This is a genomic window from Aeromicrobium sp. NPDC092404, assembly GCF_040684095.1.
Lineage (GTDB): Bacteria > Actinomycetota > Actinomycetes > Propionibacteriales > Nocardioidaceae > Aeromicrobium.
Genome location: NZ_JBFBFI010000001.1, coordinates 2,018,866 through 2,036,632, shown reverse-complemented (window position 1 = coordinate 2,036,632; position 17,767 = coordinate 2,018,866). Strand labels below are relative to the sequence as shown.

Annotated in this window: 18 protein-coding genes, 1 tRNA gene, 1 pseudogene and 1 riboswitch; of the genes and pseudogenes, 12 read left to right on the top strand and 8 right to left on the bottom strand. The window is 69.6% G+C overall.

The window, feature by feature from the left end:
* Position 1: 1 nt before the first annotated feature.
* Complete coding sequence (locus AB0N22_RS10335; RefSeq protein WP_364639103.1) at positions 2–493, bottom strand: YajQ family cyclic di-GMP-binding protein; 492 nt, start codon at positions 491–493, stop codon at positions 2–4.
* Between the two features lie 90 nt (positions 494–583).
* Here AB0N22_RS10335 and AB0N22_RS10330 point away from each other — a divergent pair.
* Positions 584–665, top strand: a tRNA-Tyr gene (locus tag AB0N22_RS10330).
* A 109-nt stretch (positions 666–774) separates the two neighbouring features.
* On the opposite strand, the gene AB0N22_RS10325 is transcribed toward AB0N22_RS10330, so the two are convergent.
* From AB0N22_RS10325 to AB0N22_RS10310, 4 genes and pseudogenes are all read right to left on the bottom strand, one after another.
* Positions 775–1,629, bottom strand: a complete 855-nt coding sequence (locus tag AB0N22_RS10325; protein WP_364639100.1) for a short-chain dehydrogenase/reductase — start codon at positions 1,627–1,629, stop codon at positions 775–777.
* Complete coding sequence (locus AB0N22_RS10320) at positions 1,626–1,865, bottom strand: hypothetical protein (protein ID WP_364639284.1); 240 nt, start codon at positions 1,863–1,865, stop codon at positions 1,626–1,628. Before AB0N22_RS10320 ends, AB0N22_RS10325 begins: the two co-directional genes overlap by 4 nt.
* A gap of 326 nt (positions 1,866–2,191) precedes the next feature.
* Positions 2,192–2,467: pseudogene (locus tag AB0N22_RS10315) on the bottom strand (alpha/beta fold hydrolase); the annotation flags it as partial.
* A gap of 209 nt (positions 2,468–2,676) precedes the next feature.
* The gene (locus tag AB0N22_RS10310; RefSeq protein ID WP_364639097.1) at positions 2,677–3,687 is read right to left on the bottom strand and encodes an AraC family transcriptional regulator; all 1,011 of its coding nucleotides are present in this window, start codon (positions 3,685–3,687) and stop codon (positions 2,677–2,679) included.
* An 86-nt stretch (positions 3,688–3,773) separates the two neighbouring features.
* On the opposite strand from AB0N22_RS10310, the gene AB0N22_RS10305 reads away from it, so the two are divergent.
* Positions 3,774–5,249 carry an NAD(P)/FAD-dependent oxidoreductase gene (locus AB0N22_RS10305; protein WP_364639094.1) on the top strand — a complete coding sequence of 492 codons (1,476 nt, stop codon included), beginning with the start codon at positions 3,774–3,776 and terminating at the stop codon, positions 5,247–5,249.
* A gap of 383 nt (positions 5,250–5,632) precedes the next feature.
* Here AB0N22_RS10305 and AB0N22_RS10300 read toward each other — a convergent pair whose 3' ends face one another.
* The gene (locus tag AB0N22_RS10300) at positions 5,633–6,304 is read right to left on the bottom strand and encodes a hypothetical protein (RefSeq protein ID WP_364639092.1); all 672 of its coding nucleotides are present in this window, start codon (positions 6,302–6,304) and stop codon (positions 5,633–5,635) included.
* A gap of 184 nt (positions 6,305–6,488) precedes the next feature.
* Between AB0N22_RS10300 and AB0N22_RS10295 the strand changes: the two genes are divergently transcribed.
* Both AB0N22_RS10295 and AB0N22_RS10290 read left to right on the top strand, forming a co-directional pair.
* Positions 6,489–7,292 carry an S-methyl-5'-thioadenosine phosphorylase gene (locus AB0N22_RS10295; protein WP_364639089.1) on the top strand — a complete coding sequence of 268 codons (804 nt, stop codon included), beginning with the start codon at positions 6,489–6,491 and terminating at the stop codon, positions 7,290–7,292.
* Positions 7,289–8,329 carry an NAD-dependent epimerase/dehydratase family protein gene (locus AB0N22_RS10290; RefSeq protein ID WP_364639086.1) on the top strand — a complete coding sequence of 347 codons (1,041 nt, stop codon included), beginning with the start codon at positions 7,289–7,291 and terminating at the stop codon, positions 8,327–8,329. The genes AB0N22_RS10295 and AB0N22_RS10290 overlap by 4 nt, the downstream gene beginning before the upstream one ends.
* A 10-nt stretch (positions 8,330–8,339) precedes the next feature.
* On the opposite strand, the gene AB0N22_RS10285 is transcribed toward AB0N22_RS10290, so the two are convergent.
* The gene (locus AB0N22_RS10285) at positions 8,340–9,638 is read right to left on the bottom strand and encodes a hypothetical protein (protein ID WP_364639083.1); all 1,299 of its coding nucleotides are present in this window, start codon (positions 9,636–9,638) and stop codon (positions 8,340–8,342) included.
* 90 nt (positions 9,639–9,728) lie between these two features.
* Here AB0N22_RS10285 and AB0N22_RS10280 point away from each other — a divergent pair, with 90 nt between their 5' ends.
* The 8 genes from AB0N22_RS10280 to AB0N22_RS10245 all read left to right on the top strand — a co-directional run bounded on the left by AB0N22_RS10280 (position 9,729) and on the right by AB0N22_RS10245 (position 16,362).
* Positions 9,729–10,391, top strand: a complete 663-nt coding sequence (locus AB0N22_RS10280; RefSeq protein WP_364639080.1) for a glycosyltransferase family 2 protein — start codon at positions 9,729–9,731, stop codon at positions 10,389–10,391.
* Entirely contained in the window at positions 10,388–11,032 is a 645-nt protein-coding gene (locus AB0N22_RS10275; RefSeq protein WP_364639077.1) for a DUF2064 domain-containing protein, read from the top strand. The genes AB0N22_RS10280 and AB0N22_RS10275 overlap by 4 nt, the downstream gene beginning before the upstream one ends.
* Positions 11,029–11,667: a class I SAM-dependent methyltransferase gene (locus AB0N22_RS10270; RefSeq protein WP_364639074.1), complete on the top strand. Its 639-nt coding sequence runs from the start codon at positions 11,029–11,031 to the stop codon at positions 11,665–11,667. Before AB0N22_RS10275 ends, AB0N22_RS10270 begins: the two co-directional genes overlap by 4 nt.
* The gene (locus tag AB0N22_RS10265; protein ID WP_364639071.1) at positions 11,664–12,830 is read left to right on the top strand and encodes a molybdopterin-dependent oxidoreductase; all 1,167 of its coding nucleotides are present in this window, start codon (positions 11,664–11,666) and stop codon (positions 12,828–12,830) included. The genes AB0N22_RS10270 and AB0N22_RS10265 overlap by 4 nt, the downstream gene beginning before the upstream one ends.
* Positions 12,827–13,264, top strand: coding sequence for a hypothetical protein (locus AB0N22_RS10260; RefSeq protein ID WP_364639068.1), 438 nt, complete (start codon positions 12,827–12,829; stop codon positions 13,262–13,264). The genes AB0N22_RS10265 and AB0N22_RS10260 overlap by 4 nt, the downstream gene beginning before the upstream one ends.
* A 36-nt stretch (positions 13,265–13,300) precedes the next feature.
* Positions 13,301–13,482: riboswitch (cobalamin riboswitch) on the top strand.
* 62 nt (positions 13,483–13,544) lie between these two features.
* On the top strand, positions 13,545–14,543 hold the full coding sequence (locus AB0N22_RS10255; RefSeq protein WP_364639065.1) for an ABC transporter substrate-binding protein: 999 nt from the start codon (positions 13,545–13,547) through the stop codon (positions 14,541–14,543).
* Positions 14,543–15,604 (top strand): iron chelate uptake ABC transporter family permease subunit, encoded by a 1,062-nt coding sequence (locus AB0N22_RS10250; RefSeq protein WP_364639062.1) that lies wholly within the window; start codon positions 14,543–14,545, stop codon positions 15,602–15,604. Before AB0N22_RS10255 ends, AB0N22_RS10250 begins: the two co-directional genes overlap by 1 nt.
* Complete coding sequence (locus AB0N22_RS10245) at positions 15,601–16,362, top strand: ABC transporter ATP-binding protein (protein ID WP_364639059.1); 762 nt, start codon at positions 15,601–15,603, stop codon at positions 16,360–16,362. The genes AB0N22_RS10250 and AB0N22_RS10245 overlap by 4 nt, the downstream gene beginning before the upstream one ends.
* A gap of 39 nt (positions 16,363–16,401) precedes the next feature.
* Here the strand turns inward: AB0N22_RS10245 and AB0N22_RS10240 are convergent, their stop codons facing one another.
* Positions 16,402–17,709 (bottom strand): cyclopropane-fatty-acyl-phospholipid synthase family protein, encoded by a 1,308-nt coding sequence (locus AB0N22_RS10240; protein ID WP_364639056.1) that lies wholly within the window; start codon positions 17,707–17,709, stop codon positions 16,402–16,404.
* Between the last annotated feature and the right edge of the window lie 58 nt (positions 17,710–17,767).

Sequence of the window (17,767 nt, the reverse complement as noted above, 5' to 3'; positions counted from 1 at the left end):
GTCAGCGGTAGTTGACGAACTGCACCGCGAAGTCGAGGTCGGCGCCCTTGACCAGCGCGATGACCTCCTGGAGGTCGTCCCGCTTCTTGCTGCTGACGCGGAGCTCGTCGCCCTGGATCTGGACCTTGACGCCCTTGGGGCCCTCGTCGCGGATCAGCTTGGAGACCTTCTTGGCCTGCTCCTGGCTGATGCCCTCGGTGATCGTCGACGTCAGGCGTACCTCCTTGCCCGACTGCCGGGGCTCACCCTCCTCGAGGGTCTTCAGGGAGATGTTGCGCTTGATCAGCTTGTCCTTGAACACGTCAAGCACCGCGAGCGCCCGCTCCTCGGCGTTGGCCTTGATCTCGATGCCGAACTCGCCGCTCCAGTCGATCGAGGCGCCGGTGTTCTTGAAGTCGTAGCGCTGCGAGATCTCCTTGGCCGCCTGGTTGAGCGCGTTGTCGACCTCTTGACGGTCGATCTTGTTGACGATGTCGAAGGACGAGTCGGCCATGAGTGCTCCTGGTGTTGCGCCACGGGGTCTGATTTCTCTCACCCTAATCGGCTGCGATAGTCTTGCTTGTCGTTGCCCCGGCAACACCCCGGCAGGTTGCCCGAGTGGCCAAAGGGATCTGACTGTAAATCAGACGGCTCAGCCTACGCAGGTTCGAACCCTGCACCTGCCACAGCACGACAGCAGCCCCTCATCTGCGAAGGCGCAGGTGAGGGGCTCTTGCATGTCCGGAGCTCCAGTCAGTGAGGATGACGGCGCTGCCTGATCGGTGCGATGACAGGTCACGTTCTCGGGACGGTGGCTCCTGGTGCGATGTCGGCGTCGCGGACGATGCCCTGGATCGTCCCGTTGTTCTCAGTACGACGGTCCAGCAGGGGGTTCAGCAGGCCGCGAAGGACTGAGTAGACGGTCCACCGCTTCGGCGCGATGATCCGCGGTGCGCGTTGCTCGATGCCGTCGGCGACGGCCTTGCCGGCCTGGGCCGGGGTGAGCCTCTGACGCAAGAAGCCAGGGAACGTGCCCTCGAACCGCTGGGCGAGAGAGCTTGCGAATCCCTCCTGCACCATCACGGTGTCGATGAACCCGAAGTAGGCGACGCTCGCGGTGGCGCCGTGCTGGGCCAGCTCTCCCCGCAGGGCCCGGCCGAACTGCTCGACCGCTGCCTTGGTCATCGCGTACGGCGCCAGCAGCACGCCGTTGACGAAGGCGTAGACCGACGCGACAACCACGACCTGCCCTTGGTTCTCGATGATCTGCGGCAGCGCCGCGTGCACGGTGCGGTAGACACCGAGCTGGTTGACGTCGATGACCCTCTCGAAGAGGGCGGGGTCCATCGTGCGAACGGTGGCGAGATCAGGTGCTATACCGGCATTGGCCATCACGATGTCGAGTCGTCCGAACGCGTCGACGGCCTGTCCGACGACGCGCTGCATCGCGGCGCGGTCCGTGACGTCGGCGCCGATCCCGATGGCGCGCTCGCCCAGCTGCTTGGCAGCGAGCACAGTGGCCTCGTGGTCGAGGTCGACCAGCACGACGCTCGCGCCGCGGTCGTGGAGATGCCTGGCTGTGGCGAGACCGATGCCGCGTGCAGCTCCGGTGACCAGGGCGACCTTGTTCTTGACGGAGTACGTGCTCATGAGCTGGCCAGCTTTCTGTGGAGAGATGCGTGACGGGGGCGAGGCCCCGGGTTCAGATGCCTGGCGAGGAACTCGAGCTGGTCGGCAAAGACCTGTTCCTGCCAGGAGCCGTCGTAGACATCGAAGTGGTCGACCGGGTAGTTGCGCACCTCGGTGAAGTGGTCTGCCTTGGCCGCGGCGTCCCACGCGGCCGCGGGAGGTGCGACCGAGTCGTTCTCCCCGACCTGGACGAGCATGGGGGTGCGCAGGCTTGCTGCCTTCCGAGTCGGTCGGTTGAACGCAACCTCCAGTGCAGCCCTCGCGGGACCTCGTTGCGCCAGGTCGGCCCGGCGAGGGCTTGGTAGCCCTCGAGCGCGCCTGGCGCGGTGATCATCGCCGTCGATCCGGGAGCGCCGACGATCGGCACATGGTGGGGCCGGCGACGGAGCAGGACGCGCAAGGCGTCACGCAGCCCGTTGCCGACCAGCGCGAACAGCTTTCCCGGATGTGCACGCCCGATCGCCACGAGCGCCGCAACCCCGTCCATGGCCGGAGTCAGTGACACGATCGCGGCGATGCGACCGTCGGCCACGGCGACGGGGACGACGTGACCGCCCGAGTAGGAGGTGCCCCAGAGCACGATCCGCTCCGGATCGACGCCAGGAAGCCCGCGCGCGGCGGCAATGGCGGCGGTGTAGTCATCACGCTGCCGTCGGAAGGAGACTCTCTGGCGCGGAGTACCCTCCGAAGTGCCGAAGCCTCGGTAGTCGAAGATGAGGACGTCCAGTCCGGCCTCGGCGAATCCCTCGGCGTACGTGAGGAGGCCGGTGTCACGGGTGCCACCGAAGCCGTGGGCCATCACGACGCACGCGCGGGGTGCGTCGGTGCCGGCCTCCGAGGTGGCCGCCAGGTGCCACGTCCCGCAGCGGACACCATGGCTGACGAACGTCATCTCCCGGTAGGGATGCTGTGTGCTCATGGAATGAGCCTGAGGGAGAGGGGCGGGTCACGTCTTGGCCTCCACCGACAGATCTTTGGCCTGCCACGACAACGGCGAGACGCTTGGCGTCACGTACGCGTGAGGTCGGCGCGGTACTGGCGCGGGGTCTTGCCGAACCATCGCAGGCAGGCGCGATTCAGGCTGCTCTGCTCGGCAAAGCCGAGCATCCTGGAGACCTGGCCAAGGTAGAGCCGTGGCTCGGACAGATAGCGCACGGCCTGCCGCTGCCGCTCGACGTCGATGATGTCCTGGCACCGGACGCCTTCGTCGGCCAGCCTGCGTTGGAGAGTCCGCGGATGCATCGCGAGCTGCTCGGCGATCGCCTCGGTGGTGCAGTGGCCGATCGGGAGCAGGGCCCTGGCCAGCGCCGCCACGTTCTCCGACAGTGCCGATTCGACCGGGCGGAGCTCGCTCTCCAGATACTTGGTGGCGATTCGCCGTGTGGTCTCGTCAGCGCTGTCTATCGGCTTGGCGGCCAGGTCTGCGGGCACCTGGAACGCGTACCGCGGCTCGCCGAAACGGATGGGGCAGCCCAGGACGTCAGCGTAGGACTCCGACGGGCCGATCTGGTCGTGCATCAAGGAGACCCGACCGAGGTGGGTGTCCGGGCCGGCCAGAAGTCTCACGATGCGGGCGAAGTTCGCCATGCTCAGCTCGTAGCACTGGCGCAGCCGCGCCAGGCCAGGTTCGATGATCTCGTAGGTGAAGTTGAGGTCTTCGCCCGAGCCGGAAGGCTCGACCTCCAGCTTCAGGGCAGGGGAGTGAATGTGCAGGTAGCGCGCCACTGCGAGGAGGCCGTCGCGGACGGTGCGCTCGTTGCGTGCGATCACCGCTATGGGGCCCAGGACGTCCAGCCCTTGCCAGCGCGAGAGCCGCAGCGCGAAGTCACGGCAGCCCAGCTCCTCGGCGGTCGTCTCCACCAGGTGCGCTGCAGAACGGAAGGAGACGAAGGCATCGGCATCTTGCTCGATGTCGCCCGGCAGGTCGAAACAGGCCAGGAGGATGGCTGGGTCGCCGCCGAGGTTGCGCACCAGGTCGGTGTAGCCCCACAGGTTGGTCGCGCGTATCAAGCTGCTCATGTGCTGTCGCCGCCTTGTCGGGCTAGGCCAAAAACGTGTCGGTCAGGGCCAAGACTACCGACTGTGTGCCGGGTCACGCTCGTTTCATGGACACACACTTCGACGTACTGATCATCGGTGCCGGCCTCTCCGGTGTTGGCACCGCCTGCCAGATCGCGGCCCAGCACCCCGACAGAACCATCGCTGCGTTGGAGCGTCGTGAGCGAATCGGGGGCACCTGGGACCTGTTCCGCTATCCAGGCGTCCGCTCGGACTCCGACATGTTCACCTTCGGCTATGAGTTCCGCCCGTGGACGGGCTACAAGGTCCTCGCCGACGGCGCGTCCATCCGCAGCTACATCGCGGACACGGCGGCCGAGTACGGCGTCGACGAGAAGATCCAGTACGGCCTCAAGATCGTCGGCGCCGACTGGTCGAGCAGCGACAGCCACTGGACCGTCACCGCGCTGCACGAGGCAACCGGTACGACGCGAACCTTCACCTGCGCGTTCATGATCAGCTGCACGGGCTACTACGACTATGACGCCGGCTTCCTGCCCGACTTTCCGGGCGTCGAGAGCTTCCAGGGTGACTACGTCCACCCGCAGCACTGGCCTGAGGATCTCGACTACAGCGGCAAGAAGGTCGTCATCATCGGCAGCGGCGCCACCGCCGTGACCATGGTCCCGACCATGGCCGGCTCCGCGGAGCACGTGACGATGCTGCAGCGCTCCCCGTCGTACGTCTTCTCGCTGCCGTCGCTGGACAAGATCTCGAAGCTTCTCGCCCGGTTCCTGTCCGAGGAGCGCGTGTACAAGCTCGCCCGTTCACGCAATGTCTGGCTGCAGCGAGCGATCTTCGACTCCTGTCGTCGGTGGCCGCGGGCGACGCGGAAGTTCCTGCTGTGGCAGGTCCGCCGCCAGATCGGCCCGCATGTCGACATGGCGCACTTCTCCCCGAAGTACATGCCATGGGACGAGCGTCTGTGCGCCGTACCCGATGGCGACCTGTTCAGATCCCTCGCCGCGGGTGACGCGTCGGTCGTGACCGATCACATCGAGACGTTCACCCCGAAGGGCATCCTGCTGGGGTCCGGTCAGGAGCTGGAGGCGGACGTCGTCGTCACGGCCACCGGCCTGAACGTGCAGATGGTCGGCGGCCTGGAGCTCTCCGTGGACGGGGTGGTCCACAACCTGCGCGACCAGATGACCTACAAGGGCGTGCTGGTCGAGAACCTGCCGAACATGGCGTGGATCTTCGGCTACACCAACGCGCCGTGGACGCTGAAGTCCGACATAGCCGGCAAGTTCTTGGCGCGCCTGCTCCAGCACATGGACGCCAACGGGCACGCCGTGGCCACACCGCGCGACCGTGACGGTGCGGCGCTCGACGAGGGGATCCTCGACCTGTTGCAGTCCGGCTACGTCCAGCGCGCCAAGGACACCTTGCCACGCCAGGGCAGAACGCTTCCGTGGAAGGTCTTGATGGACTACAAGAAGGACTCGAAGGTGTTGCTCGAAGACCCGATCGAAGATCCTGCGTTGGAGTTCGAGACGCCGGCCCGGATCGAGGCCGTCGCTTGAGCGAGCTCGTCCGCGAGCGCTCCCGATCTTGGCCCTGTGGCCCCCTCCCCCTGGTCCCGATGCTCCACGAGGCGAGTGCGACCTCCGACGAAGCCGTCACCGGCTGGGTTCGTGTGGCAGCCTTCGCGGGCGACCAGCAGGTCGCCTGACCTTGTCTCGGCGGGCCGTCGCCCTGCACCGACGGCCCGCCGGCTTCGTCCCCGTGACTCAAGAGCATGACCACGTGCCACCGTCCTCGAGGCCAGACCTGGGCCCGGGGTCCTCACTGCCCGGCCACGTGACGTCCGGACACACCCCGGCGGCCCCGGACAGCCCAATGGGCGCGTCCCCGGAGGAACCGCGCCCACTGCGCTCTCACCCCAAGGGAGAGTCGTGCCCGTCGACTACTTGGTGTTGACGGTGATCTTCGCGATGCCCACCAGGAGCTCCTCGGTGACGGCGTCGGTCTTGAACGTGTCGTTCAGCAGGCCGGCGGCGACCGGGCTGATGAAGACCTTGGTGCCCTCGAGGATGGCCGCGTCGCCCTCGGTCTGCAGCGGCTTCAGGGTCGCGCCGCGGAGCTGGAACAGGAACGCGCTCGTGGCGGCCACCTTGCCGTTGACCGTGACGTCGCCGTAGACCCGCGAGATGCCGGGGTCGACGTTGAAGTTGGTCAGCTCGACCTTGGTGTCGCCCGCGGTCAGGGACAGGCCCGAACCCTCGTGCTGGACCTGGCCGATGACGTACGGCTTGGCGGTTCCGGGCTTGAAGTAGGTGACGTTGCCGCCCGTGATCGGGAAGATCAGCGAGCCGTCCTCGAGCTTCGCACCGTCGACGACGCCGGGCGTGAGCTTGAGCGACGTCAGGGCGTCGGTGAAGCCCTTGTCGAGCAGGATGCCGGTCGTGCCACCCGTGCTGAGGTCGTTGAGGCGGGCGACGGGCTTGGCGATCGACGTCTTGGAGTCCGACGACGAGGAGTCCGAGCTGGTCGATCCGCAAGCCGCGAGCGGCAGGGCAGCGACGGCGACGATGGCGAGGCCGGCGATCTTCTTCTTGCGAGTGCTGATGGTGCTCATGTGATCCACATCCTTGTGTGTATGTATGTATGTTCGTGGGGTCATCTGCTGACACCCGTGGTTCGTCGCGGTGGGGTGCCGATGATTGGTCCAGTCCCGAACCTTCTGTCTGCAGGCGTCGCCACGGGGTGGCCGTTCTCGACTCGTCACCCGTCCTGACCTGCGGGATGACATGCTCGACGGCATGACCCAGACCGAGCGCCCGGACATCGCCGTCATCGGCGGATCCGGGTTCTACACGTTCCTCGACGACCCACGACCGGTCGAGGTCGACACCCCGTACGGCAAGCCGTCCGCCCCGATCTCGATCGGTACGGTCGAGGGTCGGCCGGTCGCGTTCCTCCCACGCCACGGGCCGCACCACGAGTTCCCGGCCCACCGCGTGCCGTACCTCGCCAACATGTGGGCGCTGCGCAGCCTCGGCGTCCGGCAGGTCCTCGCACCGTGCGCCGTCGGGGGGCTCCAGGTCGAGCACGGGCCCGGCACGTTCGTGGTCCCGGACCAGCTCGTCGACCGTACGGTCGGACGGCACCAGACCTATTTCGACTCCGGCGCCTGCCACGTGTCGTTCGCCGACCCGTACTGCCCGAGGTTGCGCACGCATCTGCTCGGCGGTCTCGCCGATCACGATCCGGTGGACGGTGGTGCGATGGTCGTGATCGAGGGGCCGCGGTTCTCGACCCGTGCGGAGTCGAGGTGGTACGCCGAGCAGGGCTGGGCGGTCATCAACATGACCGGTCACCCCGAGGCGGTGCTGGCTCGGGAGATGGCGCTCTGCTACGCCACCGTCGCGCTCGTCACCGATCACGACGCCGGCGTCGACGAGGCGAGCGCGGTCACGATGGAGGACGTGTTCGCGGTGTTCGCCACCCACACCGAGACCCTCAAGGCGGCGCTCACCGAGGTCGTCGCCGGCCTCGGGACGGAGCGGGACTGCGGCTGCTCCCACGCCGTGGACGGCATGGACCTCCCGATCGAGCTCCCATGAGGATCCTGCTCACCGGCGCGGCCGGGTTCATCGGCGGGCACATCAGGAGCCGGGCCGTGGAGCGGGGGCACGAGGTGGTGGCGCTCGACGCCTACCTGCCGCAGGCGCACGGGTCCGGCGGGGCGCACGACTCCACCATCCGTCGCCTCGACCTACGCCACGACCCACTCGACGAGGTGCTCGAGGGGATCGACGCGGTGTGCCACCAGGCCGCGATGGTCGGCAACGGCGTGGACGCCCAGGACCTCCCGGACTATGCCGAGCACAACGACGCCGGCACCGCGAGGTTGCTCGCGGCGATGTCGCGGGCGGGCGTACGGGACCTGGTGCTCGCGTCGTCGATGGTCGTCTACGGGGACGGTCGCTACACCTGTCCGGCTGACGGTGACGTGCCGCCGGCGACGCGCGGGGTCGAGGACCTCGCCTCCGGCCGGTACGATCCGCGCTGCCCGGTCTGCGCCGGCGAGATCGCGTGGCGGGCCATCAGCGAGGACACCCCCTTCCTGCCGCGCACCAGCTATGCCGCGTCCAAGGTCGCGCAGGAGCACTACGCCGGTGCGTGGTGCACGCTCGACGACGCCCGGGCGATCGCGTTGCGCTATCACAACGTCTACGGTCCGGGCATGCCCGCGGACACGCCGTACGCCGGCGTGGCGGCGATCTTTCGCTCGGCGATCGCGCGCGGGGAGGCTCCGAAGGTGTTCGAGGACGGCCTGCAGGTTCGTGACTTCGTGCACGTCAGCGACGTCGCGCGCGTCAACGTGCTCGCGATCGAGCAGGTCGCAATGCACCCGGCCGGTCTGACGCCTTACAACGTCGCGTCGGGCCACCCGTTCACCATCGGCGAGATGGCGGCGACGCTTTCAGCGGCCGCAGGAGGCACGCCGCCAGAGGTGACCGGCGACTATCGCCGGTTCGACGTACGTCACGTGGTGGCCTCGCCGAAGGCGGCGTCCGAGGGACTCGGGTTCACCGCTGAGATCGCCCCCGAGGTCGGGCTCGCCCAGCTGGCGACCGACCCCCTGCGCCCGCGCTGAGCTGATCTGTTCACCACCTCGTCAGCACCAGGTGCTGGACGAGCAAGGCCAGGACGACCTGCGACAACAGGGCCGGGCGATGCCAGCGCTCGGGGAGCAGCGCGGGGATCGCGACGACCCAGATCGTGAATGGCAGCCAGATCCGCTCGACCTCGGCCTTGCTCATGCCGGACAAGGTCGCGACCAAGATCGTCAGGAGAGCCGCGCCGGCAAGCCTGGCCATGACGTCGCCGGCGCGGAAGGCCCGGATCGCCCGCGGGAAGGCGGCCCACACGACCAGCCCCACCGTGAACGTCCACGCGGCCACGTCGGCCCAGACCCAGTAGGAGTAGGCCCGTTCCGAGGCGATCCCGTCGTAGTAGCGGTCGCGCAGGACCGGGTAGGCCTCCCACCACACGAACCCGGCGACCGTGAAGATCGCGGCCACGGCCGCCGAGCCCGCCAACGCCCACGGCAGCGGTCGCCACGTGCCGGCGATGACAAGGACGGCGACGGCGAGGATGCCGAGCAGCACCAGTCCGTACGAGAGGTAGACGCACGTCCCGAGCAGCAGGCCGGCCGCGACGGCGACGGCAGGCCGCCGGTGCACGGCGGCGAGCGCCAGCGCCGCGATCCCCCACGCGGCGACGGCGGCGAAGAGGGCGTCGCCGTTGACGCCCATCCACACGGCCGTCGGGGCGAGCACGAGCCACGGCGTCGCCTGGCGCGCGAGGCGTTCGGAGCCGAGCGTCTTGAGGGTGACCAGCACGGCGACGGCCGCGGTGCTCCCGATCGTGAGGACGATGACGCCGATCCAGAACGGATCGGTGACGCCGAGCCGGTCGAGCAGGACGAAGAACAGGAGAGCGCCGGGCGGGTGTCCGGCCACGTGGGTGTGCCAGTTGTCCGGCGCGTCCATCGGGATGCGGTCGACGAACGTCCGCAACGTCAGGCCGATCGAGTCGACCCGTTGGGCGTCGTAGACGTACTCACCGGGGCGCTCGAAGACCCGGGCGAGCCCGTCAGTCCCCTCGGTCATGGCCAGCGCCATGGTCCAGACCCAGGTGCCGGCGAAGGTGTAGGCCAGCAGGGCTCGCCATGACGCGTGTCCCGCGACTCGAGGCAGGGCGAGCCACAGGGTCAGTCCGACCAGGATCGCGGGCAGGCTCAGCAGGCCGAACCGCGGATCCCAGTCAGCGTGCAACGGCGGCCAGTGCACGCGGACGTCCTCGTCGGTCCAGCGCGGGACGGCCATCGCGGCCGCCACCAGGAGCAGCCCGACGGTCGCGGACGCGACTGCCGCGCGCGTGGACGGCAGGACGGGAGGCACGTCGTCAGCCTAGGTGCGCCCACCGCGGATGTCCGGTCGGAACCTTTCGCAACGATGGCGACCAAGCACGATCGCGCCTAGCGTCGAACCATGGGTATGAGCGTGTGCGAGGTGGTGATCCCCTGCCGGGACGAGGCCGCCGCCCTGCCGATCGTGCTCCGTGACGTTCCGCCGCAGTGGCGGGTCATCGTCGTCGACAACGGCTCGACCGACGGGACCGCGGACGTGGCGCGCTCGCTCGGCGCCGACGTCATCACCGAGACGCGACCCGGATACGGCGCTGCCGTGCACGCGGGGATGCTCGCGGCTGAGGCTGAGTTCGTCGCCGTGATGGACGGCGACGCCTCGATGCGCCTGGCCGACCTCGAACCCATGCTGGACCTCGTACGCTCAGGTGCCGCGACGATGGTCGTCGGCCGGCGGCGCCCCACCGGCCGCGGCGTGTGGCCTTGGCATGCGCGTCTCGGGACGCAGATGCTGGCCACCTGGATCCGCCGCCGCTCCGCGTTCCCGATCCACGACCTCGCGCCCATGCGCGTCTGCCGACGAGCCGACCTGTTGGGGCTCGGCGTCGAGGACCGCCGTTTCGGCTACCCGCTCGAGCTCATGCTGCGCGCCGCCGACGCCGGCTGGACCGTGCAGGAGATCGAGGTCGACTACGACCGCCGGGCCGCCGGGACCAGGTCGAAGGTCTCCGGCTCGGTGCGAGGCACGGCACGCGTCGTGCAGGACTTCGCCAAGGTGCTGCGATGAGCGCCCCGACTGTCCTCGTGGTCGCCAAGGCCCCTGAGCCCGGACTTGTCAAGACGCGCGTCGCCGCCACGGTCGGCGACGAGGCAGCGGCCGAGCTGGCCGCAGCGGCTCTCCTCGACACCCTGGAGACAGTCGCTGCGCTGCGCTGGCCCGTGGTCGTCGCCTTGACCGGTGATCTCGACTCGGCCGTCCGCGCCGACGAGATCACCCGCGCGCTCTCGGGCGTACGGGTGATCCGCCAGCGCGGCAGCGGCCTCGGGGAGCGCTTGGCGCACGCGCACGCCGACGCCGACGACGGGCACGGTGTCGTGCAGGTCGGCATGGACACGCCGCAGCTGAGCGTGCGGGACTACCTCGACGCCGGCGCGGAGGTCCGCCGCGGATCGCGGGTCATGGGCCCGGCGGCTGACGGCGGCTGGTGGCTCCTGGGCCTCCCCGACCCGGCCGAGGCTGCTGTGCTCGCGGACGTCAGCATGTCGGTCGACGACACCGCGGACCAGACCGAGCTGGCCTTGGGTGAGCTCGTGCGGCTCAGAACGACGCGCGACATGGACACGTGGCCCGACGCCGTCGACATCGCCGACGACATACCGCTGTCCCGCGTCGCCACGGCCGTTCGGCAGCTCAGGGCGACAACATGAGCCTCAGCTTCGACGCCGTCTCGGCGTACGACGAGGCGTTCGCCGGCAAGCCGGCTCACGTGGTCGACCACGTCGGCCGCACGCAGCCGTTCGAGGTCGCCCAGTGGTCGTCGGCTCCCGACTGGGTCGACCGCGAGCTGTTCATCGACCCGTGCGATGACGCGACGATCGACATCGGCTGCGGTCCGGGCCGCCTGGTCGCCGAGCTCGCCGCGCGACACGTTCCCGCGATGGGCATCGACGTGTCGAGCGAGGCGATCCGCCAGACTCGCGGTCGCGGTGCACTGGCACTGCGTCGCGACGTCTTCAGCGACATTCCCGGTGAGGGCCGTTGGTCGTACGCCCTGCTGGCGGACGGCAATCTCGGCATCGGCGGTGATCCCGTGCGCCTGCTCCGGCGGCTGCGCGAGGTGCTCAGCCCTGCAGGCACCGTGATCGCCGAGGTGGCTCCCTCGGGCACCGGATTGGTCCGAGAGCATCGCCGGCTGAGGGTCGGCGGTCGGTTGTCGGCCCATTTCGAGTGGGCCGTGGTCGGCCTCGACGCGATCGATGACGTCGCCCGGCGGGCCGGTCTGCGCGTCGTCGCGACCCACGCCGTCGGTGGCAGGCACACTGCACGTATGGAACGTTCATGAGGCTCCCTCGGGTCGAGGACATCGAGAAGCGCCTGCCGCGGCCCGAGGACTTCACTGCCAGGTCACGGGGCCCGGCGACGACGGCCCGCGTGGGCAGCGCGCTGGGCATCGCGTTCGGCATCTGCTTCCTGACCGGCCTGTGGAGCCACGCCCAGTACACGACCCCCGGCTGGCTGCCGATCGGGCCCGATCCGGCCTGGCTCTATCGCGTCACGCAGGGGACCCACGTGGCGACCGGCATCGCCTCCGTCCCGCTGCTGCTGGTCAAGCTGTGGTCGGTCTACCCGCGGTTCTTCATCCGCCCACCCCGAGCGCGCCGCGACCGGCTCGTCGACGTCCTCGAACGTGCCTCGATCGGCGTGCTGGTCGCGGCGGCGATCTTCATGCTCACGAGCGGGCTGCTCAACGTCGTCCAGTGGTATCCGTGGGAGTTCAGCTTCCGGCGGACGCACGAGGCCGTCGCCTGGGTCGCGATCGGGGCGCTCCTCGTGCACATCGCGGTCAAGCTCCCGGTCATCCGCGAGGGTCTGGGCGCCTCGGTCGAGGACGAGGCGACGGTCGACGCCGAGGGGCCGAGCCGCCGCGCTGTGCTGCGCGGCGTGACGGTTGCGTCGGGTGTTGCCCTGGTGCTGACGGTCGGGCAGACCGTGCCGCTGTTGCGCCGGATCTCGGTCTTCGGAGTCCGCGACGGTGACGGGCCCCAGGGCCTGCCGGTCAACCGGACGGCGCGCGCAGCCGGTGCCACCCGGGCTGCCAGCGACCCGGCATTCACCCTCAAACTCAAGGCCGGCGGCCGCATCGTGTCGGTCACCCGCGACGAGCTCGCCAAGCTGCCTCAACGTACGCACAGGCTGCCGATCGCGTGTGTCGAGGGGTGGAGCCGCAATGCGGTGTGGACGGGTGTCTCGGTCCAGGACCTCGTCGCGCTCGTCGGTGCCCCGTCCGGGTCGACGGTCACCGTGCGGTCGATGCAGACCCGCGGTGCGTTCCGCACGTCGGAGCTGCCGGGCAACTTCGTGGACGACCCGCGAACGTTGCTGGCCCTCGAGCTCAACGGCGAACCGCTCAGCCTCGACCACGGCTACCCGTGCCGCATCATCGCGCCCAACCGACCCGGAGTCCTGCAGACGAAATGGGTCCGAGAGCTCGAGGTGCGGACATGAGGGCGGTGCGGCTGCTGCTGGTGCTCGTCGGGGTGGGCTTCGGACTCTGGGGAGTCTGGCTCATGCGGGACTTCACCTCGGATCAGCTGATCTCGATGGGCACCTGGCTCGTCGGCGGCGTGATCCTCCACGACGCCGTCATCGCCCCGGTGACGGTGCTGCTCGGCGTTGTCGCGGCCCGGGTGCTGCCGGGACGGACCTACGCCGTGGCGGCCATCGCGTTCCTCGTCTGGGCGACCCTGACGGTGACGGTCGCCAACGTGCTGTCGGGTCAGGGCGGCAAGCCTGACAACGACACGGTGCTCAACCGGCCGTACGGGCTCAGCTGGCTCATCCTCACGGCCGTCGTCGTGATCGCGGCACTCGGGATGGCCCGCTTCCGGCCCAAGACCCCGCACACGTCGGCTGCCGAGGGCAGCCCGACGAACGGCTGACCAGGATCCCGTCGAGCAGGTGCGCTCGCCACCGGCTGCTAGATTGCGACTGCCAGTCAACTCAGCGATGAGCCAGGGAACCCGGTGTGAATCCGGGACTGACGCGCAGCGGTGAGGGTGACGGGCGGAGCACGAGGCCACTGGACCGAAGGGTCTGGGAAGGCGCGCCGTCCGGTTGATCCCGAGTCCGAAGACCTGCTGGCCGCAGACGTCGCGTCTGTGCCATCCACCCACCAGGCTTCGCGCAAGAGCCTCCGGACTCGGAAGAGAACCCCGTTTGATGTCGACCTCTCGTCGTACGTTCCTGACCCCTGCCCTCGTGTCGCTCGCGGCACTCGTCCTGGCGGCGTGCGGCGGGCCGCCTGAGTCGGACGCGGCTGCCGCGCCCGGCTCAGCCGACTACCCGGTCGAGGCCACGAGCTGCGGGTTCACCTCGACGATCGAGCAGAAGCCGTCTCGGGTCGTCACCATGAACCAGGGCGCGACCGAGCTCGTGCTCGCTCTCGGCGCCGAGGACCAGCTCGTCGGGACGGCCTATCTCGACGACCAGGTGCCCGCGAAGTGGGCGAAGGCGTACGAGTCGGTCCCCGTGCTCTCGAAGGAGTACCCGGACCACGAGACCCTCCTGACGGCGGAGCCCGACTTCGTCTACGGGTCGTACTCGAGCGCGTTCGAGCGGAAGAACGCCGGGACGCCCACCGACCTCCAGGAGCTCGGCATCGGCTCGTACACGTCGCCTTTCGGCTGTGGTGAGAACGAGCCGAGTGTCGACGTGTCGTTCGAGTCCGTGTGGGACGAGGTCGAGGTCGTGGCGGACGTCCTGGGTGTGCCTGACCGAGCAGCGAAGATCCGCTCGGACCAGAGGAGCGCGCTCGCCGCGCTCGCCCAGCAGGACGTGGGCGCCGGCACCACGGTCTTCTGGTTCGACTCCGGCGACAAGGCGGCGTTCGCCGGCACGGGCGAGGGCGGCCCGCAGCTGATCCTCGACGCGGTCGGCGCGACCAACGTCTTCGCCGACGTCGAGGGTGGCTGGGCGGACGTGAGCTGGGAGCGCGTCGTCAAGGCCGACCCCGACGTCATCGTGCTGGCCGACGCCGACTGGTCGTCGGCCGACGACAAGATCGCGCTGCTGAAGAAGGACCCTGCGCTGCGTGACCTGAAGGCGGTACGTGACGAGCAGTTCGTGGTCCTGCCGTTCTCCGAGACGACCCCCGGCGTACGTCTGGCGGACGGCGCGCGTGCCGTCGCTGCCGGGCTCGCCGAGCTCGGGCGCGGCTGATGCACCAGCAGCAGACCGCGGTCGTGAGCCGGGGGACCGCCGGCACCGCGGCTCCGTTCGCGCTCCTGACCCTCCTCCTGCTCGTCACGATGATCGTCGCGCTCGGCATCGGCTCGGTGTCGATCCCGATCAGCACCGTGACCGACGTCGTGCTGCAGCGGCTCGGCGCCGGTGTCGACGCGTCGCTCCTGGACGACCAGATCGTCTGGCAGCTCCGCATGCCCCGGGTCCTCGCCGCCGCGGCCACCGGCGCCGGCCTGGCGATCTGCGGCGCCGTCCTGCAGTCCCTGACCCGCAACGACCTGGCCGACCCCTATCTGCTGGGCATCTCGGGCGGGGCGACGGCGGGTGCGGTCAGCGTCATCGTGCTGGGCGTGAGCGTCGCGGGACTCGTCTCGGCGACGATGATCACCTTGGGTGCGTTCGCCGGAGCGCTCCTGGCGATGGTGCTCGTGCTGGCTCTGGCCACGGGTCGTTCCGGTGCGCTGCCCCCGTCACGCACGGTGCTGGCCGGCGTCGCGATCGGCCAGATCTGCGCCGCGTACACCTCGTTCGTGGTCATCATGAGCGGAGATCACGACGCGGCCCGCCGGGTGCTGAGCTGGACGCTCGGCTCGCTGGCCGGCATCCGGTGGGGATCGTCGCTGTTCCTGTGCTGTGTCGCCGGGCTCGCCGTCGTGCTGATCATGGCGTTCGCATCCGACCTGGATGCCTTCGCGTTCGGCGAGTCCTCGGCCGGATCGCTGGGGGTTTCCATCACGGCAACCCGTTGGACGTTGCTGATCGGCTCGGCACTCCTGACGGCGTCCCTCGTCGCGTTCACCGGCGCGATCGGCTTCGTGGGCCTGGTGGTGCCCCACGTCGTACGGCTGGTGTGGGGTCCGCTCCACCGGCGTCTCCTGCCGCTCAGCGCACTGCTCGGCGCGATCCTGCTCCTCTGGGCCGACACCATCGCCCGGTCGCTGGTGTCCGGCCAGGAGATCCCGATCGGTGTGGTGACCGCGGTGATCGGCGCGCCGGCCTTCGCCTGGCTGCTGCGACGAGAGGGAAGGGACGCATGAGGGTCGTCGTCGAAGGGATCGACTGGGGGGTCGAGGACCTCACGATCCTGCACGACGTGTCCGCGGAGTTCCCTGCCGGCAGCGTCACCGGCTTGATCGGGCCGAACGGGTCGGGCAAGACGTCGTTGCTGCATGTCATGGCCGGCCTCCGCCGGCCCACGCGCGGGCGGGTGGAGGTCGCGGACGAGGCCGTGCACGCCTGGCCGAGCCGCGTACGGGCCAGGCGGATCGCGCTGCTCGAGCAGCATGCCTCGACATCGCTCGACCTGACGGTGCGCCAGGTCGTCGAGCTCGGCCGCATCCCACACCGCGGTCGCTGGCCCGGACGGATCGACGAGGGGAGGTCGCAGATCGAGGCAGCGCTCAAGCAGGGCCGGGTCGACGACCTGGCCGACCGTCGGTGGCAGACCCTCTCGGGGGGCGAGCGCCAGCGGGTGCAGCTGGCCCGGGCCCTGGCTCAAGAGCCCTCGCTGCTGATGCTCGACGAGCCCACCAACCACCTGGACCTGCGGCACCAGATCGACTTCCTCTCGACCGTGCGGGGTCTCGGGATCACCACGATCGCGGCGCTGCACGACCTGGACCTCGCCGCGGCGTTCTGCGACCGGTTGGTCGTCATGCGAGGCGGGCACGTCGTCGGGGCGGGCTCGACCGAGGAGGTGCTCACGAGCGAGCTGGTGCAGGACGTCTACGGCGTACGCACGACGATCGAGCGGCACCCGCGGGCCGATCGGCTGAGCGTGGTGTGGCACGGGTGACCGCCGTCGTTTCGGCTACCGGGCCCGTCCGCGGCGGCGCTACGCGAGCCAGGCCAGCGGTGACGCCGGCATGCCGCTGACCCCGCGGGCGCTCGGCTTGACCCCCAGGATCTGGTCGACACCCATCCGGTTCTCCTCGAACGCCAGCGCACCGCCGGTGAGGTAGAGCCGCCAGACGCGGGCGTTCTCCTCACCGACCAGCTTCACGGCCTTGTCCCAGCCGGCCTCCAGGTTGGCTGCCCAGGCCGCGACGGTCTGCGGGTAGTGCTCGCGCATCGCTTGCACGTCGCGGATCTCGAGGCCGGCGCCGGCGATCAGCCCGAGGGTCTTGGCCAGCGGCTTCATGTGCATGTCGGGCGCGATGTAGGTCTCGATGAAGGGCCCGCCGCCCGGACGGTCGCCCGGTGCGTCGTTGCTCCGTGACATCTGCTGGATCAGGACGCGGCCGCCGGGCTTGAGGTAGCGGTGGATCGAGTCGACGAACACGACGTACTCGGCGTCGCCCACGTGCTCACCCATCTCGATCGAGGCGATGGCGTCGATCTCGTTGTCGCGGACGCCGGACGCCTCGAGGTCGCGGAAGTGGCGAAGGCTCACCTCGACCCGGTCCTGGAGGCCGCGCTCGACCGCCTTGCCCATCACGTAGTCGCGCTGCTCGACCGACAGCGTCACCCCGGTGACGTGGACCCCGTGATGCTCGGCGGCGAACAGCGTCAGCGATCCCCAGCCCGACCCGATGTCGACCATCTTCATGCCGGGCTGCAGCCCGAGCTTGCGGCAGATCAGGTGGAGCTTGGCGACCTGCGCCTCCTCCAGACCCATGTCGGGGGAGCTGTGGAACCCGCTCGAGTACGCCATGTTGGGGTCGAGGATCAGCTCGTAGAACTCGTTCGACAGGTCGTAGTGGTGGGAGATCGCGGCCAGGTCGCGTTCCTTGCTGTGCACCTCACCGGTCAGGTTGGACTCGGCCGCAGGGCGGGGCGGCCGCGGACCGATCGCTCCCAGCCGTACGGCGAGGGCTGCCGCCCGGGCGACCTGCCTGGGCCCGATGCGCGGACGCCCGGCAGCACCGTCGGCCGTACGCGCGTCGCGGACCGCGTCCCACATGGCCCGCAGGGCTTCACCCAGGTCGCCCTCGACGTCGAGGTCGCCCTGGACGTACGCGCGAGCGACGCCGAGCTCACCCGGGCTCCAGAGGACGTGCCGCAGGGCGCGCTTGTTGCGGATGACGACCGTGGGCGCTCCGGGCACGCCGGCCTCGCTGCCGTCCCAGGCGCGCAGCCGGATCGGGAGGGACAGGCCGATGCCGTCCTCGACGAGGCGGAGCAGGGCGGCGGCTTTGGTCATGTGGTCCACATCCTGTGTACGTCGGGTCTTCGGGTGACGTGAATGGTTCGGGGCAGTC

What these genes read in the sequence shown, in the direction of transcription:
- AB0N22_RS10270 (WP_364639074.1), top strand. Translation starts at nt 11,029, where the DNA reads ATGAGCCTCAGCTTCGACGCCGTCTCGGCGTACGACGAGGCGTTCGCC.
- AB0N22_RS10335 (WP_364639103.1), bottom strand. Translation starts at nt 493, where the DNA reads ATGGCCGACTCGTCCTTCGACATCGTCAACAAGATCGACCGTCAAGAG.
- AB0N22_RS10250 (WP_364639062.1), top strand. Translation starts at nt 14,543, where the DNA reads ATGCACCAGCAGCAGACCGCGGTCGTGAGCCGGGGGACCGCCGGCACC.
- AB0N22_RS10300 (WP_364639092.1), bottom strand. Translation starts at nt 6,304, where the DNA reads ATGAGCACCATCAGCACTCGCAAGAAGAAGATCGCCGGCCTCGCCATC.
- AB0N22_RS10310 (WP_364639097.1), bottom strand. Translation starts at nt 3,687, where the DNA reads ATGAGCAGCTTGATACGCGCGACCAACCTGTGGGGCTACACCGACCTG.
- AB0N22_RS10245 (WP_364639059.1), top strand. Translation starts at nt 15,601, where the DNA reads ATGAGGGTCGTCGTCGAAGGGATCGACTGGGGGGTCGAGGACCTCACG.
- AB0N22_RS10265 (WP_364639071.1), top strand. Translation starts at nt 11,664, where the DNA reads ATGAGGCTCCCTCGGGTCGAGGACATCGAGAAGCGCCTGCCGCGGCCC.
- AB0N22_RS10290 (WP_364639086.1), top strand. Translation starts at nt 7,289, where the DNA reads ATGAGGATCCTGCTCACCGGCGCGGCCGGGTTCATCGGCGGGCACATC.
- AB0N22_RS10255 (WP_364639065.1), top strand. Translation starts at nt 13,545, where the DNA reads ATGTCGACCTCTCGTCGTACGTTCCTGACCCCTGCCCTCGTGTCGCTC.
- AB0N22_RS10280 (WP_364639080.1), top strand. Translation starts at nt 9,729, where the DNA reads ATGGGTATGAGCGTGTGCGAGGTGGTGATCCCCTGCCGGGACGAGGCC.
- AB0N22_RS10325 (WP_364639100.1), bottom strand. Translation starts at nt 1,629, where the DNA reads ATGAGCACGTACTCCGTCAAGAACAAGGTCGCCCTGGTCACCGGAGCT.
- AB0N22_RS10320 (WP_364639284.1), bottom strand. Translation starts at nt 1,865, where the DNA reads ATGCTCGTCCAGGTCGGGGAGAACGACTCGGTCGCACCTCCCGCGGCC.
- AB0N22_RS10305 (WP_364639094.1), top strand. Translation starts at nt 3,774, where the DNA reads ATGGACACACACTTCGACGTACTGATCATCGGTGCCGGCCTCTCCGGT.
- AB0N22_RS10275 (WP_364639077.1), top strand. Translation starts at nt 10,388, where the DNA reads ATGAGCGCCCCGACTGTCCTCGTGGTCGCCAAGGCCCCTGAGCCCGGA.
- AB0N22_RS10295 (WP_364639089.1), top strand. Translation starts at nt 6,489, where the DNA reads ATGACCCAGACCGAGCGCCCGGACATCGCCGTCATCGGCGGATCCGGG.
- AB0N22_RS10260 (WP_364639068.1), top strand. Translation starts at nt 12,827, where the DNA reads ATGAGGGCGGTGCGGCTGCTGCTGGTGCTCGTCGGGGTGGGCTTCGGA.
- AB0N22_RS10240 (WP_364639056.1), bottom strand. Translation starts at nt 17,709, where the DNA reads ATGACCAAAGCCGCCGCCCTGCTCCGCCTCGTCGAGGACGGCATCGGC.